We start from the raw sequence: 24541 nt of genomic DNA, 5'->3' as shown, positions 1-24541 counted from the left end.
CAGTCTAGGGCTCCGTCGGGCGGTGGCAAGCGGAGGGACCATCGCGAAACCTGAACCCGGGGCTCGCCTGTGCGTTCAAGTGCCGTTACCTTGATGAACAGCAAGAGCGCAAAAAGTGGACAGCAAGCATGTGCGATGAATTTACCGCAGCCGATAATGCAACCCGGGCCGTCGGGGCGGCCAAGGGCCTCAATCGGCGCGCATTCGCCGCGCTAGGCGCAAGCGCGGCCCTGGCGGGATGCACCGTCGGTGCCAAGGGTACGGCGGCCGGGGGCAGCGACATCCGCGAAGGCATGGTCTCGGTCACCACCAAGGACGGCGTGTGCGATGCCTTCTTCGTGCACCCGGTGCATGGACGCCACCCCGGCGTGATCATGTGGCCCGACATTGCCGGGCTGCGCGAGGCGAAGAAGATCATGGCGCGCACGCTCGCGGCGGAAGGCTACGCGGTCCTGGTGGTGAACCAGTACTACCGCTCGAGCCCCGCCCCCGTGCTCAGGAGCTTCGCCGACTGGCGCACGCCCGAAGGCCAGGCGCGCATCACCCCGATGCGCGAGGAGCTGACCCCCGCGGCGATCACCCGCGACGCGGCCGCCTTCGTCGCCTTCCTCGATGGGCGCGAGGAAGTCGACACCACGCGCGGCATCGGCTCGAACGGCTACTGCATGGGCGGGCCCTTCACCGTGCGCTCGGCTGCGGCGGCGCCCGAGCGGGTCAAGGCCGCGGCCTCTTTCCACGGCGCCGGGCTGGTGAGCGAGGAGCCCGACAGCCCGCATCGTCTCCTTGCAAAGACCAAGGCCTCCTATCTCTTTGCGATCGCGCGCAACGACGATGCGCGCCAGAGCGACCAGAAGACGCAGCTGCGCGAGGCGGCCGCGAAAGCCGGGCGCGAGGCCGAGATCGAGGTCTACGACGCCGATCACGGCTGGTGCGTGCCTGATACACCCTCGTGGGATCCGGACGAGGCCGACCGGGCGTGGAAGCGCATGCTGGTGCTCTTCGCCGGCCTCTAGAAGCAGCGCGAAGGCCCTCGCGCGCTTGGAAAATACCCGGCCTCGTCCCATATCCGGGGCCAAGGAGAAGCCCATGACCGACAAGCTCACCCTGTCCGACGCGGAATGGCGCGCAAAGCTGAGCCCCGAGCAATACCACGTGCTGCGCGAGGCCGGGACCGAGCGCGCCTTCACCGGCAAGTACGACAAGAACTATCAGGACGGCACCTATTTCTGCGCAGGCTGCGGAGCGCCGCTGTTCAGCAACGAGGAAAAGTTCAACTCGGGCTGCGGCTGGCCCGCCTATTCGGCGCCGGTCGACGAGAGCGCGCTCGAAGTGCGGCGCGACATGTCGCACGGTATGGTGCGCGTGGAAGTGCTCTGCTCGCGCTGCGAGGGGCATCTGGGCCATGTATTCCCCGATGGTCCGGGGCCCACGGGGCTGCGGTACTGCATCAACAGCGCCTCGCTCGATTTCGAGCCCGAAGCGGACGAAGGCGAGGATTGAGGCCATAACGGCGCGCAGGCGCAGGCCTCTTTGGCCAAACGGCCAGGCCGTTCGACGGGCGCTGTTAACGGCAGGTTACATTTCGCCCTGCAAAGTGTAGAGCGTCGCCCGGACGATGTGCGTCCGTCACAGGGAACTTCATCCAACCGATGGCCAACAATTCCGGCCGGCGCCCGAAATCGGCGGCGTCTGCGCGCAAGACTGCAAAGAAACCGCTCTGGCGCCGTATCGTGCGGGCAGGATTGATCTGGGGGGCGGCGCTGTGCCTGCTCGGCGCGATCTTCCTGGGCACCGCGGTCATGTTCACGATGCGCGAGCTGCCCAGCCTTTCCGCGCTCGAGAGCAGCCAGAACGGGCAGATGATCGTGGTGCGCGCGAACGACGGGTCCGAACTCGTCTCGCTCGGGCCAAGCTACGGCAAGTGGCTTGCCTATGACCAGATCCCGCAGGTGATGAAGGACGCCATCATCTCGACCGAGGACCGGCGCTTTCGCGAGCACATCGGCGTCGATCCGGTGGCCCTCGCGCGCATCTTCAAGGTGCGTCTCGAGAAGGGCCACTTCCGCGAGGGTGCCTCCACCATCACCCAGCAGCTGGCGCGCAATATCTTCCTCAACAACGCCCGCACCTTCGGGCGCAAGGGCCGCGAGATGATCCTGGCGCTGGCGATGGAGCGCAAGTTCACCAAGGACCAGATCCTCGAACTTTACCTCAACAAGGTCTATTTCGGCGGCGGGGCCTACGGCATCGACGCGGCCAGCCGCAAGTTCTTCGGCCATCCCGCGACCGAACTGTCGACCGGCGAGGCGGCCATCATCGCCGGGCTGGTCAAGGCGCCATCGCACTATTCGCCGACCGCCGACGTCCAGGCCTCGATCGATCGCGGCAAGGTGGTTCTCGACCTGATGGTCGAGACGGGCGCGATCTCGCAGGCCGAAGCCGACGCCACCGACCTGTCGCAGGTCAAGATGGCAAGCGAGAGCGGCCAGAACTCGGTGCGCTACTTCACCGACTGGGCGCTGCCCCAGCTCGACATGCTGCTGCCCGAGACGACCGAGCCGATCGAAGTGTGGACCACGCTCGATCCCAAGATGCAGGAAGCTGCGACCAAGGCGGTCGACAGCAACGTGCCCAAGGGCGCGCAGGGCGCGCTCGTCAGCATGGACAATGATGGCGCCGTGCTCGCGATGGTGGGCGGCACCGACTACATCACCTCGAATTACAACCGCGCCACCAAGGCCGTGCGCCAGCCCGGTTCGGCGTGGAAGCTGTTCGTCTACATGGCCGCGCTCGAGGCGGGATACACGCCCGATGACCAGGTCGTCGACGAGCCGGTCACGATCGATGGCTGGAGCCCGCAGAACGACGACGGCAAGTTCGCCGGCCCGATCGACGTGCGCTCGGCTTTCGCCTATTCGAAGAACACCATCGCGGCCAAGCTCGGCTCGGAAGTGGGCTTCGGCACGGTTGCCAGCATGGCGCGCCGCTTCGGCATCTCCACGCCGGTGGGCACCAACCCCTCGATGGTGCTCGGCAGCTCGGAAGTGCGCGTGATCGACATGACCCGCGCCTTCGCGGCGGTCTCGGCGGGCGGGACCTCGGTCGAGCCCTTCGGCATCCGCAAGGTGACGACGACCTCGGGCGAGGTGCTCTACGAGCACAAGTCGGTTCAGGGCCAGATGCTCGTTCCGCATTACGTGGCGGCCGGTATCACCGACCTGCTGCAGACCGCTGTCGCCACCGGCACCGGTCGGCGCGCGCAGATCGGCCGGCCCGTTGCGGGCAAGACCGGCACCACCAGTTCGAACAAGGACGGCTGGTTCCTCGGCTTCTCGAGCGGGGTCACCACCGGCGTGTGGATGGGCCGTGACGACGCGAAGCGTGTGAGCGGATTGTGGGGCGGCACCGGTCCGGCCAAGGCCTTCCACGACTACATGGCCGTGGCGGTGCAGGGACGGCCGGTCGAAAAGTTCGACACCGAACTCAAGCTGCCCGAATGGCAGCTCGAACCCGACGACGAATCGCTCCAGGGCGATCCCGACGATTACTACTACGTCGATGAGAACGGGAACGTGGTGTACCCCGATGCCACGACCGGCGGAGCCAATGCCGACCAACCGCGCTACGAGGATGGTTCGCCGTTCCCCGGGCCGGGCCCCGGACCGGCGCCGGTTCCCATGCCATCGCAGGGACCGGCAGCGGCGAACGAGGATTTCCTCGACCGCGCGACCGGCCGGCAGGGCACCGTCACGCGCCCGCAGGGCCCGTCCACCCCGCCTCCGGTAACCGTCACACGCGGCTTGCCGGGACAGCGCCCGCCCGTACCGCGCGGCACGTCGACGCCCCAGCCCCAGCCACCTTACTGAGGCGCCTGCCGGGTACGGTCGGAAAATGAAAAAAAAAGGGCGGCGCGGGAGCAATCCCGCGCCGCCCTTTTTCATGATCCTTTGTCCGGTGTCAGAAGGCGTCCCGGTCCATTTCACGCAGGTCAAGCGCGGTGCACAGCGCGGCCCTTGCCGCGACGCACTGGCGCCACAGTGCCGGACTGGCGAGGTCTTCCACCGCGATCGCCTCGGGCCAGTGTTCGCGCACGACGGCCTCGATGGCGGCCAGCTTGTCGGGATTTGCCAGGAAGCGCGGATCGACGCGCGCGGGATCGGCAACGACGCGCAGGCGCAAGCAGGCAGGACCACCTCCATTGGCCATCGATTCGCGCAAGTCATGGACGAAGAGATGGCGGATCGGACCATTGCCCGCGACATGGGCCTCGAGCCAGTTCCACACCGCCGGGGTTTCGCGGGCCTCGCCGGGTAGCACCAGCGCGGTTTCGCCTGAGGGCAAGGTAACGAGCTGCGCGTTGAACAGGTAGGAGGTGATCGCATCGGCGAGGCTTACCGCCGAGGCGGGGACTTCGACGATCTCGATCTCGGGCAACTTTGCGCGCAACTCGGCGTAGAGCGCGTCCCTGTCGGCGAAGGCCAGTTCGTGCGCGAAGAGCACGCGCTCGTTGGCGACGGCGACGACGTCGTTGTGGAAGGCCCCCGCCGCGATCGCCTTGGGCGATTGCAGGGCGAAGACGGTGCGTTCGGGATCGAGCCCGTGGAGGCGGGCGATGGCCTCGCTTGCCTCGCGGTGCTGGCGCGCGGGGAAGGGGCCACCGGTCTCGCCATAGACGAAGACCTCGACGCCAGGACCCTCGTGGCGCGTGCAAAGCCGCATGTGGTTGGCGGCGCCTTCATCGCCGAAAGGGGGCGGCACCGGGCCGTGTACGCAGAAGGCTTCGGGGTCGGCGAAGGCGAGCTGCAACTGCGCCAGCGTCTCGCGCCATTCGTGGCTGCGGTGGGGCATCGTCACCAGGTTCGCGACGGTTATGTGGCAGCGTCCGTCGGCGCAATCGCTTGCCGGGCTCACCGTGCCTGCGTTGGCCGCCCACATCGAAGAGGCGGACATGGCGTTGGCGCGAAGGGCCGGGCTTGCGGCTTCCGGCGTGGTGCCAAGCGCGCGCAGCCAGCCTTCGTCGGGGCGGCGTTGCGGCAGGAAGAACCCCTGCGCCAGCCCGCGTTCGAGATTGGCGCGCATCTTGGCGAGGCCCTGGAGCGCCGCCTCGCGCGGGCGCGAAACCTTGCCCAGGTTCTTCGCCGAGGCGAGATTGCCGAGGCTGAGCCCGGCGTAGTTGTGCGAGGGGCCGACGATCCCGTCGAAGTTGATTTCGGTGATCATGACAGAAAAGGTCCTCAGGCCGGGGCGAAGGTGATCGTGTCGCCGATGCCGACACCCAGCAGTTCGGCGCTCTCGGCATCGAGCGTGACGCCGGCGGCATCGCCGGTCAACTCGCCCTGGCAAGCGCGGAACTGGGCGAGATGCCCGCAGGAGACGAGATGCGTGGCCGGATCGTCGCTGCGGGGCGCGAGCGCGGTGATCGGCGCGTCCTGCGCCTCGCGGATGGTGCGGATGCGGTCGGTCTCGGCCATCATCGAAGGTCCGCCATCGAAGATGTCGACGTAGTTCTGGAAGGTGAAGCCCTCGTTCTCCAGCATGCGCTTGGCGGGACGCCCGGAGAAGTGCGGCTGGCCCATGACCTGGCGCGCGGCTTCGGAGAGGAGCGCGGTGTAGATCGGGTGCTTGGGCATGAGATCGGCGATGAACTGGTGACCGTGGCGCGCGTTGAATTCGTCGGCGTCGCGAAAGGACATGTCGAAGAAGCGCCCTGCGAGCCCGTCCCAGAACGGCGAGTTGCCTGCATCGTCGATCGCGCCGCGCAGTTCGGCGAGCGTGCGGTCGGCAAAGCGCGAACGGTGCGCGCGCATGAAGAGATAGCGGCTGCGCGCGAGCAGCTTGCCGACGCCGCTCGCGCGTTCGCCCGCGTCGAGGAACAGCCCGCCGACCTCGCTCGATCCGTCGAGATCGGTGCACAGCGTCAGCATCTCGGCGCGGAAGGTGCGGTCGAGCTCCTTGGAATGCTGGGTGATGCGCCCGATCCGATAGGAATAGAAGGGGTACTTGGTGCCCACCTGCGAGAAGATCTGGCAGGTTCCGCCAATGCGTGCCGTCGCGGTGTTCTCGAGGATGAAGACGAATAGGTCGTTGCCGAGCCCCTCCTCCTCGCGCGCGAAGCTCTGCGCCGCCGTGGCGAGCTTGGCCTTCAGCGTCGGGCGGTCGGGCGGCAGGTTGGTGAAGCCCCCGCCAGTGCTCTTGGCCATGCGGTAGAGCGCCTCGAGGTCCTTCTCGCGGGCGGGACGAAGGAGAAAGGTCATGCGGGCAGGCCCTTGCGGTCGATGCGGTGGAGAACGAGTGCGGTGAGCCCCGCGCGCGGCGCGAGCGAAGAGGCGAGCAGGAACTCGTCCGGCGAATGGATCGCGCCGCCCAGAACGCCCATCGTGTCGAGCACGGGGACGCCGCAAGCCGCGATGTTGTTGCCGTCGCACACGCCGCCGGTGTCCTTCCAGTGCATCGCCTGGCCAAGGTCGGCGGCGGCTTGCGAGACTACTCCGTAGAGCGCTTCGGTCTTGCCCGAGATCGGCTTGGGCGGGCGCGAGACGCCGCCGTGGAGATGGATCTCGACCTCGTGAAGGTGGGCGACCTGGGCGATTGCGGCCTCGACCATCGCCTGCGCGGCCTCGGCCAGTTCGGGCGTGCGCGGTCGCACGTTGAAATGGAGGATGGCAAGGTCGGGCACGGTGTTGTTCGGGGCCCCACCCTCGATCCGCGCGGGATTGACCGAGAGCCCTTCGCGCCGCCCGGCGGCGAGCCGCAGCGCGAGGTCGCTTGCGGCGACGAGGGCGTTGCGCCCGTCCTCGGGATTGCGCCCGGCATGGGCGGAGCGCCCGCGGATCACCGCGGCGTAGTTGCCCGAACCCGGCCGCGCGCGCGCCATCGAGCCATCCGGCAGGGCGGGCTCATACGTGAGGGCGAAAAGCTTGTCCTTGGCAAGTTTCGCGATCAGCGCGTTCGAGGAGAGCGAGCCGGTTTCCTCGTCCGAATTGATCAGGACATCGTAGCCGAGCGTCGGCGCGGATCTTTCGTAGGCCAGCAGGCCGTCCAGCAGGAGCGAGAGGCCGCCTTTCATGTCGGCCGTACCCGGCCCGTGGAGCGTGTCGCCGTCGAGCCAATCGCAGGTCTGGAACGGGTGGTCCTTGGCATAGACGGTGTCCATGTGGCCGGTCAGGATCACGCGGCGCTCCGCTTCGGGGCGCACCGAAAGGACGAGATGGCGCCCATGGGGCTGCGCCTGTGCATCACCCCTGGCGTCGACCTTCGCGACCTCGCCGGGCTCGACGAGGGTCACTTCTCCGGGCAGCTCGGCAAAGGCATCGGCCAGCTTTTCGGCCATCGTGGCGAGGCCCTCTAGGTTGGCCGTGCCGCTGTTCACCCCCGCCCAATCGAGCGTGCGCGCCTCGATGGGCGCGCGTTCGATGGGGGCCAGCAGGGCCTCTTCGTCACGGGTCAGTCCGGTCATCCGGCGCGGTCCTTTCCCTGTCCAATCATTTTTCGAATACGAAACATAATTATAACGGGAGGGCAAGGGCCGGGTTCCGACCGAACCTGCAGGCTTGGGCCAACGAGCGCTACGATCTCTTTCGACGAGGCAAGCAAAGGCCCCGCGCGCCTACCCGTGCGCGCCGAACTCGTTGGCGATGGCGGTGGTGATGCGCAGGCCCAAGGCGTGGCTGCGCTCGATCGGCTGGATGTAGTCCTCGTGGATCTGGCCATAGCCCGCCGCGCTACCATCAGGGTATTCGCTCGGCTCGTCGATCTGGAAATCCTGGATCGAGGGAAAGTGGACCGGGAAGGCGCGGCGCAGCTGCGCGAGCGCGTCCTCGATGCGCAATGTGAAGACCATCTCGAGCACGTCGTCGCGGCTGATGTCGTTGGCGCGGGAGAAGGCGGGGACCATCACCGCGCGCAGGAACATGTGCTTCATCAGCGCGATGCGCAGCGCCTGCAGCACCCCGAGCGAGCGGCGGGTGTGCTCGCGATCGGGCAGGGGAGCCTCGTCGGGGACAAGGTCGAGTAGCTTGTGCAGCTTCATCGCGTCGACGCGCAGGCGCGAGGCGAGGCGGCGGAACACGCCGGTGCGATCATCCTTGGTGAGGTGTTCGCCGATGGTGAGGCAGGCCTCGGAGATGTACTGCTCGTCGCCGCGATAAGGGCGGCTCGCCCAATAGGCCGAGTTGAACAGCTCGCCATAGGCGCTCACCGTCTTGATCGAGCCGAGCGCGTCGGCGGCGCGCACCATGCGGATGATCTGGCGCCCACGCGCGCTGTCCTTGAGCAGTTCGGCGATTTCCTCGACGTTGCCGTCGGCCGCCGTGCCTACACCCGCGATCACGTTGACCGGGTAGCCCAGCTGCTGGAGGATCGCGTTATGCGGGATCGCGCGGATCTGGCGCAAGTTCATCGTGCGGTCGGAGGCGAGGTCCGACTGGCGGCGCGACTTGCGGCTACCGGTGTCGTTGAGCATGCCCAGGCCAAAGGCGGTGATCGCCCGGCTGTAGGTTGCCGATTCAAGGTGTTCGTGCTGGACCCGGCGGATCGCGCGGTAGAAGTCCAGGCTGAGATCGGTGCGGCGGTAGAACACGTCGGTCTGTGCGTCGGCGTCGGCGCCCCAGAGCGGCTTCTCGGCCATGCGGGTGAGCGTGGCGAGGGCGAGTTCGTCCGAGCCGAACCAGAGGTAGCCGTCGCCGCCCTGGAACGAGACTTCGGGTTCGAGGCGGATGCTGGCACGCAGGAAACGGCGGCGCGCCCAGGGCGACATCTGCCAGTCGAAGCGATCATCGATGCTGATGGGATGGCAGCCGCGGCCCATCGATTCGCCGCCGGTGTTGAAGATCAGCGCCGAGACGTCGGTCAGCGAGTTGGCGGCCATCGCTTCGGCAAGACGGCCCTGGAGGCGCTCGATCGCGAGAGCGGCCGGGATCTGGCCGACGAAGCGGCCCGCGTCGGAAAAGCCGGTCTGGATGCACACGCGCCCGCGCAGCTTGGCGTAATCGCGATAGGCGGGCTCGGCGAGCACGGCATCGAGGAAGCGGCCGCCGTGTTCGAGCGCGGTTTCGGTCTCGAACAAGGGTGAGACGTCGACCTTGTCCTCGATCCCGAACTTGCGTGCGAAGTAGAGCGCGGCGAGCACCGTGGTGGGCTGCTCGCACTCGGCGACGAGCATGCGGATCGGTGCGTCGGCGTCGATGTGGGCAAGGATCTGCGCCATGGCGAGGAACTGGCGCACGGCGGTGCTGTTTTCGATGGCGAGCGCGGCGAAGTTGGATTTCACCGGCTTCACTTCGGCGAGCAGCTCGCGCATGCGCATCAGCGCGGCCTGGCTGGAGAGCGAAAGCTTGCCATCGGGGTCGATGCGGCGGCGGATCGCGTTCTGGAGCTGCGAGGCGTTCACGCGGAAATGAATGCCGCCCATGCCCAGGCCATCGCCGCGCATGGCTGCCGCCACGACGAGCAGTTCGCGCGCGGTTTCGTGGCCGGCGTGGCGGGCCTCTTCCTCGAGCTCGGCGATCACGTCGGACAGGCTGATGAGCTTGTCGGGATGCGAGGCGGTCAGCGCATTCGCGGCGCTGGACAGGGCTTCGGGGTTTGAGAAGTCCTGGGCGAAGAGGCGCGCCATCTCGGCGGTGTGCGTGGCGGCGCGCTGCAGACGCGCGGCGATGTTGGGCTCGATCGGGGCGAGGCTCTCGGCATAGCCTTCGAGCCGCATCGCCTTTTCCTCAAGCCGGTAGCGGATCGAGGTGTTCCACGAGATGTCGGTGCGCCCGTCCATGTCGTAGCCGACCCAGGTGGCGAAGCGGACCGGCATCGGCTGGAGGCTCTTCCAGCGCTTGGGCCAGCGGTGCGCGGCGATGTCGAACAGGCGCGCGGCCATGCGGTCGCGGGCCTTCTGGCCGCGCTTCATCGCGTCCATCGCCTTGGCGTGCTCGTAGTCGAGGGTGATGGTGTCGCGCACGGCGCTCGCGGCGCAGACGCTGGCCTGCGAGAAATCGCCGTGCGATGCCGAGGTGGCGACCGCTTCGGTCTGCGCTTCGGTCAGGAGGAAGGTGGGGTGCGCGGTGAACACGACGTGCCCCGCGGGCCGCTGCCAGTGCGCCGCGAAGTCGGTGAAGTCATCCTGCGCGGCGGCCGCATCGAGCGCGGCGTCGTTGCTCTCGGGCGAGAGCGTGCCCAGCACCCGGTCGAGCCGCGCGGCGCGCGCGCGCAGCCCCTCGCATTCCATTTCGGCCACCAACGCCTCGATCTGGTCGAGCGTCATCTCCCCGTTCTCCAGCTTGCGCGACAGTTCGAGGCCGAGCTGGAAAACGGGGTTGTAGAGCGGTGTCTGGGCCGTGAGCTTGTGCAGTTCGCGAAGGCGGGCGGTCAATTCCTCGACAGTTGTCAGGGCAGGTCCGGTCATCGTCAGGGTTCCTTCGCAATCGGCAGGTCGGCGCGGAAATAGGGGGGCGGCGCGTCGGGGGCTCAGGCGGTGAGGGCGGCGGCGAGGCGCGCGTCGGCCTCGATCTTGGCGACGTCGGGCGCGCCCTTGGGCACCATCCACGAACCACCCACGCAGACCACGCAGTCGAGCGCGAGCCACTCGGGCGCGTTGCCCGGGGTGATGCCGCCGGTCGGGCAGAACTTGGCGCCCGCGAGCGGGGCCGAGATCGCCTTGAGCGCCGAGGGACCACCGGCCGCCATGGCGGGGAAGAACTTGAGGCGATCGAAGCCCATGTCCATCGCCAGCATGATGTCGGTGGCGTTGGCGGTGCCGGGCAGGAGCGGCACGTCGGCCTTGAGCGCGGCTTCGCCGAGCGCCGGGGTGAGGCCGGGCGAGACGAGGAATTCCGCGCCTGCATCAAGCGCCTTGTTCATGTCGGAGGGGCTAAGCACGGTGCCCGCGCCCACCTTGGCGCCGGGCACGGTCTTCATCGCCTTGATGACGTCGAGCGCGCAGGGCGTGCGCAGCGTCACTTCGAGCGCGGGCAACCCGCCGGCGACGAGAGCTTCGGCGATCGGCACGGCGTGGGCGACGTCCTCGATCACCAGCACGGGGATCACGGGCGCCAGGCGCATCACGGCTTCAACGCGGTCAGTGTAGGTAGTCATTGCGAAAGGTGCTCCCGGACATAGGCGGCAGCCGCGCCGAACAGGCCGGGCTGCGGATGGGTGATAAGCTTGACGGGCAGGTTCGCCATCATGTTGGCGAAGCGCCCCTTGGCGCAGAAGCGCTCGGAAAAGCCGGACTTCAGAATGGTCTGGCGGATACGGTAGCCAAGGCCGCCGGCGATCACGACGCCGCTCGCGCCTTGCGCCAGGGCATAATCGCCTGCGGCCGCGCCAAGCGAGAGGCAGAACCGGTCGACCGCGGCGTTGGCGAGCGGGTCCTCGCGCGATTCCGAGGTTCCGGCGGTCCAGATCTCGATGTCGGTCTTGTCGATGTGCGCGGTGTGCTGCATCGCGGCCAATGTCTCGTAGATGTCGACGATGGCCGGACCCGAGACCACGCGTTCGACCGAGACGCGATTGTGGCGCTTCCTCAGCCGCGCGAGGATCGCGTCGTCGACGAGGTCGAGCGGCGAGAAGTCGATGTGCCCGCCTTCGGTCGCCTGGACGTGGTAGCCCTTGGCCCCGTCGCGCCAGACATGGGCGACCCCGAGCCCGGTGCCCGGGCCCAGCACGCTAAGCGTGCCGCGCGGGGGCAGCGGGATTTCAGGGCCAGCGAGATGGACGAACTCGCTCTCGTCGGCGCAGGCGACGGCGTGGCCGACCGCCTCGAAGTCGTTGACGATGGTGAAACTGGTGGCGCCTAGGCGCTCCTCGATCATCGCGGGGCGGATGATCCAGGGGTTGTTGGTGAACTTGATAACCTCGCCGCCGACCGGACCCGCCACGGCAAAGGCGACGGCCTTGGGCAGGGCGCCCCCGTTCATCGCCGCGAAGGCCTGCCAGGCGAGCTGGAAGCTACCGTGGTCCTTGGTATGGAGCGTGGCCGGATCGCCCAGCGTGATTGCGCCCGCGTCATCGACGGTGGCGATCGCGAAGCGGGCGTGGGTTCCGCCGATGTCGACGGAAACGAGCTGTGTCATCTTTCTCTCCGCAGGCCCCGCCGCCCCTCGCTTGGGGGCGGTACGGGGGGTGTCGATGGTTGCGCTTTCGCTCACAGGCCCGCCATCGCGAGCATGGCCGAACCGCCGTCCTCGGCGCCGCTCGCGTTGACGCGGAACATGGCGAAGAGTTCGCGGCCCATGCCCATCGCCGGCTTGGGCGCGGGAGCCGGGGTGCGACCCGAGAGATCCGCGGTGGTCGAGAGTTCGCCGGTCTCGGCGCAGACGCGCACGATGTCGCCGTCCTGGAGGTAGGCGAGCGGGCCCCAGCTGCCATCGGCGGCGGGAAGCGCCTCGGGGGTGACGTGGATCGCGGCGGGGACCTTGCCCGAAGCGCCCGACATGCGCCCGTCGGTGACCAGCGCGACCTTGTGGCCACGGTCCTGCAGGATGCCGAGCGGCGGGGTCAGCTTGTGCAGTTCGGGCATGCCGTTGGCGCGCGGGCCCTGGAAGCGCACGACGACGACGACGTCCTTGTCGAGCTCGCCCGCCTTGAAGGCGGCGCTGACGGCTTCCTGCGTGTCGAACACGCGGCACGGGGCCTCGATCGTCCAGCGTTCCTTGTCGACCGCGCTGGTCTTGAAGGTCGCGCGGCCGAGGTTCCCTTCGACGAGGCGCATGCCGCCGTCGGGCTGGAAGGCCTGGGCGACGGTGCGCAGCATGCTTTCATCGCCGCTCGTTGCGGGCGCGGGTTTCCAGGTCAGTTCGCCTTCGTTGAGCGTGGGCTCGGTGGCGTAGGCGCGCATGCCGCCTTCGGCGACGGTCAGGATGTCCTCGTGGGCAAGGCCGGCATCGAGCAGTTCGCGCACGATCCAGGCCATGCCGCCTGCGGCGTGGAAGTGGTTCACGTCACCCGAGCCATTGGGGTAGACGCGCGTGAGCAGCGGCACCGCCGAGGACAGTTCCGAAAGGTCCTGCCAGTCGATCACGATGCCCGCCGCGCGCGCCATCGCGGGGATGTGGATGGCGTGGTTGGTCGAGCCGCCGGTGGCGAGCAGGCCGACCATGGCGTTGACGATCGCCTTCTCGTCGACGAGTTCGGCCATCGGGCGGTAGTCGTTGCCCTTCTTGGTGATCGCGGCGACGCGGTGGGTGGCGGCGCGGGTCAGCGCCTGGCGCAGCGGGGTGTTGGGCGGCACGAAGGCGGCGCCCGGCATGTGCAGGCCCATCATCTCCATCATCATCTGGTTGGAGTTGGCGGTGCCGTAGAAGGTGCAGGTACCCGCCGAGTGGTAGCTGGCGCTTTCGCTGGCGAGCAGTTCCTCGCGCCCGACCTTGCCTTCGGCATAGAGCTGGCGGGTCTTCTGCTTTTCCTTGTTCGAGATGCCGCTCGGCATCGGTCCCGAGGGGATGAACACCGCGGGAAGATGGCCGAAGCGCAGCGCGCCCATGACGAGGCCCGGCACGATCTTGTCGCAGATGCCCAGCAAGGTCACGCCGTCGAACATCGCGTGGGACAGGCCTACGGCGGTCGAGAGCGCGATCGTGTCGCGGCTGAAGAGCGAAAGCTCCATGCCGTCGAAGCCTTGCGTCACGCCGTCGCACATCGCGGGCACGCCGCCCGCGACTTGCGCGGTTGCGCCCGCCTCGCGAGCAAACAGCTTCATCTGCTCGGGGTAGCGGCCATAGGGCTGGTGCGCCGAGAGCATGTCGTTGAAGGCGGTGACGATGCCGATGTTGACGGTGCTCATCGCCGCGATCGCGCCCTTGTCCTCACCGCTCGCGGCAAAACCGTGCGCAAGGTTCGAGCAGGACAGGAACGAGCGGTCCGAATGGCGGCCGGCTTCGGCGCGCACCATGGCGAGATAGGCGGCGCGGCTCTCCTTGGAGCGTTCGATGATCCGGTCGGTGACGCGGTCGACGACGGGGGCGAGATGGGTCATGGGTAGTCTCCTGATCGCGCACCGCGCCGCCTGTCCGGCTGAACGAGGCAGCACGTGCGCGCACAATCATGGGGCGGCCCGCGAACCGGGCCGCATGGGCATTATTGGCCTTATTCGTGCCAGGTCACGCCGCCGCGCTCGGCAAGCGCGATGGCGGCGGACGGTCCCCAGCTCCCGGCGGTATAAGTCTTGGGCGCCAGTTCCTGTTCCTCCCAGGTGGCGCGGATCGCGTCGATCCACTCCCACTGGGCTTCCACTTCGTCGCGGCGCACGAACAGGGTCTGGTCGCCTTCGATGAGGTCGAGCCAGAGGCGTTCGTAGGCGATGCGGCGCTGCGGCCCGGCAAAGGCGTCGGGCATCGAGATGTCGAGCGGGATCGCGCGCAGGCCGAAGCCCTCGCGGTCGAGGCCCGGGGTCTTGGCCATCAGCGAGAGCGTGATGTTCTCGTTGGGCTGAAGCGAGATGACGAGGCGGTTGGGCACCGTGCGCGCGCCACGACCCGAGAAGATCGAGTGCGGCACGTCGCGGAACTGCACCACCACTTCGGTGGTGCGCCTGGGCAGGCGCTTGCCGGTGCGCAAGTAGAAGGGCACACCCTGCCAGCGCCAGTTGTCGATGTGGGCCTTGATCGCGACGAAGGTCTCGGTGTTCGAATCCTTGCCGAGTTCCTCGTCGTAGCCGGGGACGGCCTGGCGGGCGACGGCGCCCGCGCGGTACTGGCCGGTCACGGTCTCGTCGGCCTGGACCGAGCGCAGCGAGCGCAGGACCTTGACCTTCTCGTCGCGCACGGCCGTTGCCTCGTAGGAGACCGGCGGCTCCATCGCGACGAGCGCGAGGAGCTGGAGCATGTGGTTCTGCACCATGTCGCGCAGCGCGCCCGAATCGTCGTAATAGGCGACGCGCGATTCCAGGCCCACGGTCTCGGCCACGGTGATCTGCACGTGGTCGATGTGCGCCGCGTTCCACAAGGGTTCGAACATCAGGTTGGCAAAGCGCAGCGCGAGCAGGTTCTGCACCGTCTCCTTGCCGAGATAATGGTCGATGCGGAAGATGCGTTCCTCGGGGAAGGCGAGCGAGACCGCGTCGTTGATGACCTTGCTCGAGGCGAGGTCGACGCCGAGCGGCTTCTCGAGCGCGATGCGCACGTTGGGGCCGGCGAGGCCGTTGTTCTCGAGCCCCCGGATCGTCGGCTCGAACAGGCTGGGCGCGGTCGAGAGGAAGATCGACAGACCATGCTTGGGCTGGCCGACCTTTTCCGCCAGCGCCTTGTAACCTTCCGGATCGGTCGCATCGAGCTGTTGGTAGGTCAGCCGGTTGAGGAACCGGGCCATGCCGCCGCGCCGCTCGGGGGCGAGGAACTGCTCGAGCGATTCGCGCGCGAAATTGCGGAACGCGAGGTCGTCCATCTCGGAGCGGGCGGTGCCGATGATTTCGATTTCGGGGTCAAGCAGACCCTCCGCGTCCAGCGCGCACAGCGACGGCAGGAGCATCCGGCGCGAGAGATCGCCCGTCGCGCCGAACAGGAGGAGTCGATCGGAAGTGAATTTGGTCACGTAAGCCTTTCCACCTGATGGCCGGGCTCCTCCTCCCGGCCTTCGTGAATCTTCGAGGTGCCCCTTTGGACCACGCGGGTGCAGCATATCAAGGGTCTATCTGGTCCGCTAGGTCGATGGTCCGTTTTGAACGCGCCTCGGCTACCCCTGCGCGCGGCGTTCGGGCAACTCGTGCAGGGGCGCACCTCTGGCGGGAAAGGCGGTGTTCGCGGGGTGCAACAGGACTGTCTTGCAGGCGGGCTAGGTCTACTTGCCGAATGCAAGGGCAGGGCGCATGAAGGATGAATGGAATTATCCGGGGGAGGGCATTTTCGTCGAGCCGCCGGTCGAAAGCGGAGCACGCGCACGAATGGTCATCGAGGGTGTCGATCTTCTGGAACATCTGCAGACCCCGGCGCTGATGGTCGCGCGCGGGCAGGTGCGCTTTGCCAATGCCGCGGCGAAATCCCTGCTGGGCGCCCATATCGTGGGTCAGGACGTGCGCATCGCCATCCGCGATCCCAAGGCCGTCGCCGCGATCCTGAGCGAAAGTGGCGGCACCGCGCGCATCCCCGGCCTCTCGACCGGGGGCAGCGTGTGGGAGGTGGACTGCAAGGTCGTGAACGGGACCGACCGCATCGTCAGCCTCTACGATCTCTCCGAAAGGGTGAGCGTTGCCAAGTCGCACGCCGATTTCGTCGCCAACGCCAGCCATGAACTGCGCACGCCGCTGGCCAACGTGATCGGTTACGTCGAGACGCTGATGAACCCCAAGGCGGGGAGCAACGAGGAACTGCGCGAGCGGTTCCTGGGCACCATCCGCCACGAGGCACAGCGCATGCAGGCGCTCATTTCCGACCTCATGTCGCTGTCGCGGATCGAGGCGGTCAAGCACGAGGCGCCGTCCGAATCGGTCGACGTGGTGCATCTTGCGCGCGAGCTGACCGGGGAATTCCGCGACAGCGCGCACGTCGAGCTGGTGACCAATTGCGAAAGTGCGGTGGTTGCGGGCGACCGGGGCCAACTCCTGCAGGTCCTGCGCAACCTTATCGACAACGCGCTCAAGTACGGTCAGCCCGGCGGTCCGGTCCACGTTTCGGTCGAGGCCGCGAGCACCGGCTGGCTGCTGGTCATGGTGCGCGACGAAGGCGAGGGGATCGCACCCGAGCACCTGCCGCGCGTCACCGAGCGCTTCTACCGGGCCAGCAACAGCCGCAGCCGGGCTGCGGGCGGAACGGGTCTTGGACTTTCCATCGTCAAGCACATCGTGGAGCGCCACCGCGGGCGATTCGACATCGAGAGCCGCCCCGGCAAGGGCACCACCGCTTCGCTGATGCTGCCGCTGCGCGATCAATAAAGCGTACGCGCAACAGAGACTTGTTCGATCGTTTTCGCGCCCGGAAGGCTTCCACGCCAATTGTGTCTGCTTGGTGTCATCAAAGTGACATTCAGTGGTCATATTGGCGTCGCCCGACAGACACGACGACGTAAGAAAAGGGGTCTCGGGTGCGTTCCATTCTTGGTATTTCCACGGGCGCGATCGCGCTCGTCCTGGCCGGTGGTGCGCCGGTGGAGGCGTTCGCCGCCGGTTCCGGCTCGGCCGCGCAGCCCAGCGCAACCGCGCAGGAGCTTGCCGAAATGCGCGCCCAGATCGCCCGCATGGCACAGCGCATCGATCAGCTCGAGGGTGAACTCGAGCAGACCAAGGCCGACGCCGCCCAGGCCAGCACGGTGGCGCAGAGTGCCACCGTCACGGCGCAGAGCGCCAGCGCGGCCGCGCAGTCGGCGACCCAGGTCGCCAGCGCGGCCCAGGCCAGCAGCGCCAAGGCGCAGGAAACCCAGATCGCCTGGAAGGGCGCACCCGAATTCAAGACCAAGGACGGCTGGTCGTTCAAGCTGGGCGGTCGCCTCAATCTCGACGCCGGCTACATCAGCGCGCCCGACAGCGCGGGGCCGAGCGACGGGATCGGTAGCGAGATCCGCCGCGCGCGCCTGCGTGTTCAGGGGAGCATCCCCGGCGGCTTTGGATACAAGTTCGAGTACGATTTCGCGCCCGCCGCGCAGGACCTGACCGACGCCTACATCAGCTACGAGGACAAGGGCCTCGAGATCATCGCGGGCCAGCACAACAACTTCCAGGGGCTTGAGGAAATCTCGAGCAGCCTCAACACCTCGTTCCTCGAGCGCGCGGCCTTCACCGATGCCTTCAACTTCGAGCGTCGCCTCGGCCTTTCGGCGCAGTACGCGACCGGCGCGCTGCTGCTCCAGGGCGGCGTCTTTTCGGACAACGCCGAGGACCTGACCAACAAGAACTACAGCCTCGACACGCGCGTGGTCTATGCGCCCAAGATCGGCTCGACCCAGTTGCACCTGGGCGCCTCGTACCACTACGCCGGGCTGGCGGGCGACGATGCGACCGTGCGGTATCGCCAGCGCCCCTTCGAGCATTTCACCAGCACGCGCTACCTCAACACCGGCCTTATCTCCGCCACCGCGGAGCAGGGCATCGGGCTGGAGAGCGCGGTGATCGCCGGGCGCTTCCACGCCAGCGGTGAAGCCTACTGGCAGCATGTCGTGCGGCCCGGCGATCTTGCCAACCCGACCTTCTTCGGCGGGTCGTTCGAAGTCGGCTACTTCCTCACCAGGGGCGATACGCGCGGCTACAAGCATGGCGTGTTCGACCGGGTGAAGCCGGCGCACCCGGTGGGCGAGGGCGGCATCGGCGCGATCCAGCTCAATGCGCGCTACGACTACCTCGACCTCACCGACGCGGGGATCGTCGGCGGCATCCAGAAGGGCTACGAAGCCTCGATCATCTGGACCCAGACCGATTACACCCGCCTGATGCTCAACTACGCGCACCTCGATTATACGGATGCCTATTACGCCACCGCGTCGGGCAGCCGCGACTACGGAGTCGACGTCATCGCGATGCGCGCACAAATCGACTTCTGAGCGCCGATGCCGGCCGCGTCCCGCGCGCGCGGCTTGCATCGCACTGGGTCAGGCCCTAGAGCCTGCCTGCGGCGCAGGTGCCTGAATTCGGGCCCTGCACCGCGCGCGGAAGACCAAATACCGACTGTCACCAAACGACACGATCCGGCATCCCGGGAAGAATGTCACACTTTTGTCATGGAAGTGTCATTCAAGACCAATAGGGGCGGTTCCGGAAGTCCAGACCAAGGGATATCTTCATGCGATCGATCAGTTCTCTCGTCCTTGCCGCAGCCTCGGTGCTCGCGCTCAGTGCCTGCGGTGGTTCGGGTGGCGGCGCTTCGGGCGCCCGCGACTATGTGACGGCCGTCGGTTCCTCGACCGTCTATCCCTTCGCGACCGCAGTTGCCGAAGACTTCGCGCGCAGCACCGGCAGCAAGTCGCCGGTCATCGAATCGACCGGTACCGGCGCGGGCATGGAGCTGTTCTGCCAGGGCGTCGGCTTCGACTACCCCGATGTCGAGGACGCCTCGCGCCGGATGAAGAAGTCGGAATACGAGACCTGCAAGGCCAACGGCGTCACCCAGATCATGGAAATCCAGGTCGGCATCGACGGCATCGCCTTCGCCGAAGGCAAGAACGGCCCGGGCATGAAGCTGACCCCGGTCGACATCTACAAGGCGCTCGCCGCCAATCCGTTCGGCAAGCCGAATACCGCCAAGACCTGGAAGGACGTCAACCCGGCGCTGCCCGACATGCCGATCCTCGTCTACGGCCCGCCTTCGACCTCGGGCACGCGCGACGCGCTCAAGGAACTCATCCTCGAGGCCGGCTGCAAGACCGATCCGGCGATGGTCGCGCTCAAGGACAGCGACAAGGACAAGTACGAGGCGGCCTGCCACGACATCCGCGAGGATGGTCCTTATGTTGACGCGGGCGAGAACGACAACCTGATCGTTCAGAAGATCTCGCAAAATTCCAAGGCAATCGGCATCTTCGGCTTCTCCTTCCTCGAAGAGAACCCCGACACGCTCAAGGGCATTCCGATGTCCGACGTGACGCCGACCTACGCCTCGATCTCGGACTTCTCCTACCCGGGCGCGCGTCCGCTCTACATCTACGTGAAGAAGCAGCACATGGCGCCGGTCAAGGGCCTCAAGGCCTATGTCGACGCCTGGCCCAAGCTCTGGGGTCCCGACGGCCTTCTCCAGAAGAAGGGCATGGTGATCTCGCCTGATGACGTGCGCGCCAAGAACGCCAAGATCATCGCCGAAGGCACGCTGCTCGACCCGAGCGTCCTGAAGTAAATCCCAACCAGGAAGGACCGGCTTTTCGGCCATGATCTTGACAGGAATCCTCCTGGCCGTGGTGGGCCTCGGCCTCGTCGGCTGGTTCGTGGGGAGGGGGCGTGCGCGCCTCCTCTACGACGGGCGCGGCTCGATGCATTCGATGCCCACCTATCATGGCTGGCACCTGGCGCTGTGGATCGTGGTCCCGGCGCTGGTCGTCTGGACGGCGTGGTCGGCGATCCAGCCCGGCCTCGTCGAGGGCGCGCTGATGGCCGATCCGGTCGCAGCCACGCTGCCGGCCGATGCCATGCACCGCAGCGCCATCCTGGCCGAGGCGCACATGCTTGCCAACGACCCGGGCGCCTCGGTGTTCAACGCGCAGTCGCAGGCGCTCGCAGCGCCCTTGCGCGCGATCGTCACGCGCTTCTCGCTGATCGGCGCGCTGCTGGTCGCGATCGTCGCCTTCGCGGGCGGTGCCTACGGCTTCACCCGTATCCGGGCGCGCTTCGAGGCGCGCACCCAGGTCGAACGCGCGGTCATGGGCGTGCTGCTGCTCGCTTCGCTGATCGCGATCCTGACCACCTTCGGCATCGTCGCCTCGCTGGTGTTCGAGGCCGGGCTGTTCTTCAAGGACGTCTCGCCGATCGCCTTCCTGACCGGCACCCATTGGTCGCCGGGCAACGCGCGCGGCGCCGACATCGCCGAGAACTTCGGCGCGGTGCCGCTGTTCTGGGGCACGATCTACATCGGCGCGATCATCGCCATGCTGGTGGCGATCCCGCTCGGCCTGATGAGCGCGGTCTACCTCACGCAATACGCCTCGCGTTCGATGCGCAAGTGGCTGAAGCCCATCCTCGAGATCCTCGCGGGCATCCCGACCGTCGTCTACGGCTACTTCGCCGCGCTGACCGTCGCCCCGCTGGTGCGCGACTTCGCCGCCTCGATCGGCATGCAGAACCCCTCGACCGAGAGCGCGCTGGCCGCAGGGCTGGTGATGGGCGTGATGATCATTCCCTTCGTCTCCTCGATGGCCGACGACGCGCTTGCCGCCGTGCCGCGCGCGATGAGCGACGGTTCGCTGGCATTGGGCGCCACGCGTTCGGAGACGATCAAGAAGGTGCTGCTGCCCGCCGCGCTTCCCGGCATCGTCGCGGGCGTCATGCTGGCGATCAGCCGCGCCATCGGCGAGACCATGATCGTCGTCATGGCCGCGGGTGCCGCCGCCAATCTTTCGGCGAATCCCTTCGCTTCGATGACCACGGTCACCTTCCAGATCGTCCAGTTGCTGACGGGCGACCAGGAGTTCAACAGCCCCAAGACCCTTTCGGCCTTCGCGCTGGGCCTGATCCTGTTCATCGTCACCCTCGTCCTTAACATCATCGCGCTGCGCGTGGTGAAGCGGTTCCGGGAAGCTTATGAGTAATCCCCAATGGCAGACGCCCGAGGCGCGCCGGCGCCTCGCCAGGCGCCACGCCTCCGAACGCCGGTTCAAGGCGCTGGGCCTGGGCGCGATCGTGCTTTCGATGGCCTTCCTGGTGCTGCTCCTCGTGATCATGCTCAAGAACGGCCTGGGCGGTCTCGACTGGTCGTTCCTGACCGGTTCGGACTCGACCAGTCCGGACATGGCGGGCGTGTGGGGCGCGGCCAAGGGCTCGCTCCTGACCATGTTCGTCACGCTCGTGCTGGCCTTCCCGATGGGCGTACTGGCTGCGATCTACCTCGAGGAATTCGCACCAAAGAACAAGTGGATCGACCTTGTCGAGGTCTCGATCAACAACCTCGCGGCGGTGCCCTCGATCATCTTCGGTCTGCTCGGCCTCGCGGTCTTCATCAACACGCTGCACCTGCCGCGTTCCTCGCCGGTGGTCGGCGGGTTGACGCTGGCGCTGATGACGATGCCCGTGATCGTCATTTCGGGGCGCAACGCGATCAAGGCAGTCCCGCCTTCGATCCGCGAAGCCGCCTACGGGATCGGCGCGAGCAAGGTGCAGACAACTTTCCACCACGTGCTGCCGCTCGCGCTTCCGGGCATCCTGACCGGCACGATCATCGGCATGGCCCGCGCGTTGGGTGAAACCGCGCCGCTGCTGATGATCGGCATGCGTGCCTTCGTCGCCACCCCTCCGGGCGGCATCACCGACCCCTCGAGCGTGCTTCCGATGCAGATTTTCCTGTGGTCGGACGAGATCGACAAGGGCTTTGTCCAGAACACCTCGGCCGCCATCATCGTCCTCTTGGTCTTCCTGCTGGCGATGAACGGCCTTGCCATATACCTTCGAAACAAATTCGAGGTCCGCTGGTAGGATTATGACCGAACCCAAGCTTATTGCCCGCAACGTCGACGTCTACTACGGCGAGAAGAAGGCGATCGACAACGTCTCGATCGACATCGACAACGGCATCGTCACCGCCTTCATCGGCCCCTCGGGCTGCGGCAAGTCGACCTTCCTGCGTTCGCTGAACCGCATGAACGACACCATTGCCGGCGCGAAAGTTACCGGCGAGATCCTGCTCGACGGCGAGGACATCTACGCCGCTTCGATGGACCCCGTGGCGCTGCGCGCGCGGGTGGGGATGGTGTTCCAGAAACCCAACCCGTTCCCCAAGTCGATCTACGAGAACATCGCCTATGGGCCGCGCATCCACGGCCTGGCCCAGGGCAAGGCGCAAATGGACGAGATCGTCGAGCGTGCGCTGACCAAGGCGGGCCTGTGGGACGAGGTCAAGGATCGCCTGAGCGATGCGGGCACCGCGCTCTCGGGCGGCCAGCAGCAACGCCTGTGCATCGCGCGCGCGATCGCGGTCAGCCCCGAGGTTATCCTGATGGACGAGCCGTGCTCCGCGCTCGACCCGATCGCCACCGCGCGTATCGAGGAACTGATCGACGAGCTGAAGAATTCCTACGCCATCGTCATCGTGACCCACTCGATGCAGCAGGCGGCCCGCGTGTCGCAGCGCACCGCGTTCTTCCACCTCGGCAACCTGGTGGAATACGGCGAGACCAGCCAGGTCTTCACCACGCCGCGCGAGGACCGCACCAAGGACTACATTACCGGCCGCTACGGCTGATTGCATAAGCGTCGCCGGCCCGAGCACGGGACCGGGGGACATACAGGGACTTTCGTATGGTTGATCATACCGTCAAGGCATTCGATTCCGAGATCGGTCAGCTGCGCGGCCTCGTGGCCGAAATGGGCGGCCTCGCCGAAGTGGCGATCCGCGACGCGATCAAGGCGCTGACCGAGCACGACGACGTGCTCGCCGCCGAAGTCGTCGCCAACGACGCGCGCCTCGACGCGCTCGAGGCCGAGGTCGACAGGCTCGCGGTGCGCACCATCGCGCTCAGGGCTCCCATGGCCGACGACTTGCGCGACGTGATCGCCGCGCTCAAGATCTCGGGCGTGATCGAGCGTATCGGCGACTACGCCAAGAACATCGCCAAGCGCGTTGACGCGCTCGACCGTGCCTCGCGGATCGAGCCGGTGACGCTGGTGCCCACGATGGCCGAGATCGCCGAAGGCATGGTGCGCGACGTGCTCAACGCCTACGGCTCACGCGATGCGCAGCTCGCCGTCGAGGTGATCCGCCGCGACGCCAAGCTCGACCATTTCTACAACACGCTGTTCCGCTCGCTGCTCACGCACATGATGGAGAACCCCTCCACCATCACCGTGGCCGCGCAGATGCTGTTCATCGCGCGCAACCTGGAACGCATTGGCGACCACGCCACCAACGTCGCCGAGATGGTCTACTACGCCGCCACCGGCGAGTACTGCACCGAGCGCGACAGCCAGACCGACGACACCAGCGACGCGGTCTGATCCGCCTCGCCGTAACGCCCCGAAACCATCAAGGAAGCTGCGATGAACCCCTCGGTCCTTGTTGTCGAAGACGATGTCGCCTTGTGCGAACTGCTCACCTGGAACCTGTCCGCCGAAGGCTATGACGTGCGCAGCACGGGCGATGGCGAGGAAGCGCTGCTGATGGTGCGTGAGCAGGCTCCCGACGCCATCGTGCTCGACTGGATGCTCGACCAGATCCCCGGCATCGAGGTCTGCCGCCAGCTGCGCAAGGACAAGGAGACCGCGCAGATCCCGGTGATCATGGTCACCGCGCGCGGCGAGGAGGAGGACCGCATCCGCGGCCTCAAGACCGGCGCGGACGACTATGTCACCAAGCCGTTCTCGCCGCGCGAGCTGATGGCGCGGATCGAGGCGCTGCTGCGCCGTTCGCGCCCCAGCCTGGCCGGCAACGTGCTGGTGTGGGGCGACATCGAGCTCGACGCGACCAGCCACCGCGTGCGCCGTGGCGGCGAGCCGCTGCATCTGGGTCCGACCGAATTTCGCCTGCTGCGCTACTTCATGGAGCGCCCCAACCGTGTCGTCTCGCGCCAGCAGATCCTCGACGGGGTCTGGGGCATGGACTCGGACATCGACGAGCGCACCGTCGACGTCCACATCCGTCGCCTGCGCAAGGCGATCAACCGCGATGGCGAAGCCGATCCGATCCGTACCGTGCGTGCGGCGGGCTATGCCATGGACGTGAACTGAGCGCGCCTGGGGCAGGGCAAGGCGCCTCGACCTAGAGACGCTTGCCCATGCTCACGCGTTCTTCAACCACGAAGCCGTGCTTGCGGTAGAACGCGGTAACGGTCTGGTTGCCCGCGCGCACCTGTAGGTTGACCTTGCCGCAGCCCAGCGACTTGAGGCGCGCCTGCGCCTCGATGACGAGCGCGCTGCCCACCCCCTGGCCCTGCCAGTCAGGATCGACCGCGATCGAATAGAGCCAGCCGCGATGGCCGTCGTAACCGGCCATCGCGGTGC

Annotated in this window: 20 protein-coding genes; 11 read left to right on the top strand and 9 right to left on the bottom strand. The window is 67.2% G+C overall.

Features of this window, described 5'->3' with window-relative positions; translation table 11 throughout:
* The first annotated feature begins 128 nt into the window (after window positions 1-128).
* From HT136_RS18185 to HT136_RS18175, 3 genes are all read left to right on the top strand, one after another.
* Window positions 129-1013 (top strand): dienelactone hydrolase family protein, encoded by an 885-nt coding sequence (locus HT136_RS18185; RefSeq protein ID WP_214201249.1) that lies wholly within the window; start codon window positions 129-131, stop codon window positions 1011-1013.
* 73 nt (window positions 1014-1086) lie between these two features.
* Entirely contained in the window at window positions 1087-1500 is a 414-nt protein-coding gene (gene msrB / locus HT136_RS18180; RefSeq protein WP_214201248.1) for a peptide-methionine (R)-S-oxide reductase MsrB, read from the top strand.
* Window positions 1501-1649: 149 nt separating this feature from the next.
* The gene (locus HT136_RS18175) at window positions 1650-3866 is read left to right on the top strand and encodes a transglycosylase domain-containing protein (RefSeq protein ID WP_214201247.1); all 2217 of its coding nucleotides are present in this window, start codon (window positions 1650-1652) and stop codon (window positions 3864-3866) included.
* 91 nt (window positions 3867-3957) lie between these two features.
* Here the strand turns inward: HT136_RS18175 and HT136_RS18170 are convergent, their stop codons facing one another.
* From HT136_RS18170 to zwf, 8 genes are all read right to left on the bottom strand, one after another.
* Window positions 3958-5220 carry an N-succinylarginine dihydrolase gene (locus HT136_RS18170; protein WP_214201246.1) on the bottom strand — a complete coding sequence of 421 codons (1263 nt, stop codon included), beginning with the start codon at window positions 5218-5220 and terminating at the stop codon, window positions 3958-3960.
* Between the two features lie 14 nt (window positions 5221-5234).
* Complete coding sequence (locus HT136_RS18165; protein WP_214201245.1) at window positions 5235-6254, bottom strand: arginine N-succinyltransferase; 1020 nt, start codon at window positions 6252-6254, stop codon at window positions 5235-5237.
* A complete protein-coding gene (locus HT136_RS18160) occupies window positions 6251-7456 on the bottom strand; it encodes a hydrolase (RefSeq protein ID WP_214201244.1) in 1206 nt (401 codons plus the stop codon). Before HT136_RS18160 ends, HT136_RS18165 begins: the two co-directional genes overlap by 4 nt.
* 150 nt (window positions 7457-7606) lie before the next feature.
* Complete coding sequence (locus tag HT136_RS18155) at window positions 7607-10393, bottom strand: phosphoenolpyruvate carboxylase (RefSeq protein WP_214201243.1); 2787 nt, start codon at window positions 10391-10393, stop codon at window positions 7607-7609.
* A 62-nt stretch (window positions 10394-10455) separates the two neighbouring features.
* Window positions 10456-11082 carry a bifunctional 4-hydroxy-2-oxoglutarate aldolase/2-dehydro-3-deoxy-phosphogluconate aldolase gene (gene eda / locus HT136_RS18150; RefSeq protein WP_214201242.1) on the bottom strand — a complete coding sequence of 209 codons (627 nt, stop codon included), beginning with the start codon at window positions 11080-11082 and terminating at the stop codon, window positions 10456-10458.
* The gene (locus tag HT136_RS18145) at window positions 11079-12062 is read right to left on the bottom strand and encodes a glucokinase (RefSeq protein ID WP_214201241.1); all 984 of its coding nucleotides are present in this window, start codon (window positions 12060-12062) and stop codon (window positions 11079-11081) included. The genes eda and HT136_RS18145 overlap by 4 nt, the downstream gene beginning before the upstream one ends.
* Window positions 12063-12133: 71 nt before the next feature.
* A complete protein-coding gene (edd, locus tag HT136_RS18140) occupies window positions 12134-13963 on the bottom strand; it encodes a phosphogluconate dehydratase (protein ID WP_214201240.1) in 1830 nt (609 codons plus the stop codon).
* 110 nt (window positions 13964-14073) lie between these two features.
* Window positions 14074-15516, bottom strand: coding sequence for a glucose-6-phosphate dehydrogenase (gene zwf, locus HT136_RS18135; RefSeq protein WP_214201239.1), 1443 nt, complete (start codon window positions 15514-15516; stop codon window positions 14074-14076).
* A 274-nt stretch (window positions 15517-15790) separates the two neighbouring features.
* On the opposite strand from zwf, the gene HT136_RS18130 reads away from it, so the two are divergent.
* From HT136_RS18130 to phoB, 8 genes are all read left to right on the top strand, one after another.
* Window positions 15791-16852, top strand: a complete 1062-nt coding sequence (locus HT136_RS18130) for a sensor histidine kinase (protein ID WP_246543885.1) — start codon at window positions 15791-15793, stop codon at window positions 16850-16852.
* 149 nt (window positions 16853-17001) lie between these two features.
* Window positions 17002-18450, top strand: coding sequence for a porin (locus tag HT136_RS18125; protein ID WP_343222234.1), 1449 nt, complete (start codon window positions 17002-17004; stop codon window positions 18448-18450).
* A gap of 239 nt (window positions 18451-18689) precedes the next feature.
* A complete protein-coding gene (locus HT136_RS18120) occupies window positions 18690-19736 on the top strand; it encodes a substrate-binding domain-containing protein (protein WP_214201238.1) in 1047 nt (348 codons plus the stop codon).
* Between the two features lie 31 nt (window positions 19737-19767).
* On the top strand, window positions 19768-21141 hold the full coding sequence (gene pstC / locus HT136_RS18115; protein WP_214201237.1) for a phosphate ABC transporter permease subunit PstC: 1374 nt from the start codon (window positions 19768-19770) through the stop codon (window positions 21139-21141).
* Window positions 21134-22021: a phosphate ABC transporter permease PstA gene (pstA, locus tag HT136_RS18110; RefSeq protein ID WP_214201236.1), complete on the top strand. Its 888-nt coding sequence runs from the start codon at window positions 21134-21136 to the stop codon at window positions 22019-22021. Before pstC ends, pstA begins: the two co-directional genes overlap by 8 nt.
* A gap of 4 nt (window positions 22022-22025) precedes the next feature.
* On the top strand, window positions 22026-22787 hold the full coding sequence (pstB, locus tag HT136_RS18105; RefSeq protein ID WP_214201235.1) for a phosphate ABC transporter ATP-binding protein PstB: 762 nt from the start codon (window positions 22026-22028) through the stop codon (window positions 22785-22787).
* 56 nt (window positions 22788-22843) lie between these two features.
* The gene (gene phoU / locus HT136_RS18100) at window positions 22844-23539 is read left to right on the top strand and encodes a phosphate signaling complex protein PhoU (RefSeq protein ID WP_214201234.1); all 696 of its coding nucleotides are present in this window, start codon (window positions 22844-22846) and stop codon (window positions 23537-23539) included.
* A gap of 42 nt (window positions 23540-23581) precedes the next feature.
* On the top strand, window positions 23582-24268 hold the full coding sequence (gene phoB, locus HT136_RS18095) for a phosphate regulon transcriptional regulator PhoB (RefSeq protein ID WP_214201233.1): 687 nt from the start codon (window positions 23582-23584) through the stop codon (window positions 24266-24268).
* A gap of 31 nt (window positions 24269-24299) precedes the next feature.
* On the opposite strand, the gene HT136_RS18090 is transcribed toward phoB, so the two are convergent.
* Window positions 24300-24541: GNAT family N-acetyltransferase (locus tag HT136_RS18090; protein WP_214201232.1), on the bottom strand; the 242-nt coding region annotated here is incomplete at its 5' end.

It is taken from the genome of Novosphingobium profundi (genome assembly GCF_018491765.1).
In the GTDB taxonomy this organism is placed as follows: domain Bacteria; phylum Pseudomonadota; class Alphaproteobacteria; order Sphingomonadales; family Sphingomonadaceae; genus Novosphingobium; species Novosphingobium profundi.
The sequence above is the reverse complement of the archived record's forward strand: the minus strand, read 5'-3'. Positions and strand labels throughout refer to the sequence as shown.

What these genes read in the sequence shown, in the direction of transcription:
- HT136_RS18185 (WP_214201249.1), top strand. Translation starts at nt 129, where the DNA reads ATGTGCGATGAATTTACCGCAGCCGATAATGCAACCCGGGCCGTCGGG.
- msrB (WP_214201248.1), top strand. Translation starts at nt 1,087, where the DNA reads ATGACCGACAAGCTCACCCTGTCCGACGCGGAATGGCGCGCAAAGCTG.
- HT136_RS18175 (WP_214201247.1), top strand. Translation starts at nt 1,650, where the DNA reads ATGGCCAACAATTCCGGCCGGCGCCCGAAATCGGCGGCGTCTGCGCGC.
- HT136_RS18170 (WP_214201246.1), bottom strand. Translation starts at nt 5,220, where the DNA reads ATGATCACCGAAATCAACTTCGACGGGATCGTCGGCCCCTCGCACAAC.
- HT136_RS18165 (WP_214201245.1), bottom strand. Translation starts at nt 6,254, where the DNA reads ATGACCTTTCTCCTTCGTCCCGCCCGCGAGAAGGACCTCGAGGCGCTC.
- HT136_RS18160 (WP_214201244.1), bottom strand. Translation starts at nt 7,456, where the DNA reads ATGACCGGACTGACCCGTGACGAAGAGGCCCTGCTGGCCCCCATCGAA.
- HT136_RS18155 (WP_214201243.1), bottom strand. Translation starts at nt 10,393, where the DNA reads ATGACCGGACCTGCCCTGACAACTGTCGAGGAATTGACCGCCCGCCTT.
- eda (WP_214201242.1), bottom strand. Translation starts at nt 11,082, where the DNA reads ATGACTACCTACACTGACCGCGTTGAAGCCGTGATGCGCCTGGCGCCC.
- HT136_RS18145 (WP_214201241.1), bottom strand. Translation starts at nt 12,062, where the DNA reads ATGACACAGCTCGTTTCCGTCGACATCGGCGGAACCCACGCCCGCTTC.
- edd (WP_214201240.1), bottom strand. Translation starts at nt 13,963, where the DNA reads ATGACCCATCTCGCCCCCGTCGTCGACCGCGTCACCGACCGGATCATC.
- HT136_RS18130 (WP_246543885.1), top strand. Translation starts at nt 15,791, where the DNA reads ATGAAGGATGAATGGAATTATCCGGGGGAGGGCATTTTCGTCGAGCCG.
- HT136_RS18120 (WP_214201238.1), top strand. Translation starts at nt 18,690, where the DNA reads ATGCGATCGATCAGTTCTCTCGTCCTTGCCGCAGCCTCGGTGCTCGCG.
- pstC (WP_214201237.1), top strand. Translation starts at nt 19,768, where the DNA reads ATGATCTTGACAGGAATCCTCCTGGCCGTGGTGGGCCTCGGCCTCGTC.
- pstA (WP_214201236.1), top strand. Translation starts at nt 21,134, where the DNA reads ATGAGTAATCCCCAATGGCAGACGCCCGAGGCGCGCCGGCGCCTCGCC.
- pstB (WP_214201235.1), top strand. Translation starts at nt 22,026, where the DNA reads ATGACCGAACCCAAGCTTATTGCCCGCAACGTCGACGTCTACTACGGC.
- phoU (WP_214201234.1), top strand. Translation starts at nt 22,844, where the DNA reads ATGGTTGATCATACCGTCAAGGCATTCGATTCCGAGATCGGTCAGCTG.
- phoB (WP_214201233.1), top strand. Translation starts at nt 23,582, where the DNA reads ATGAACCCCTCGGTCCTTGTTGTCGAAGACGATGTCGCCTTGTGCGAA.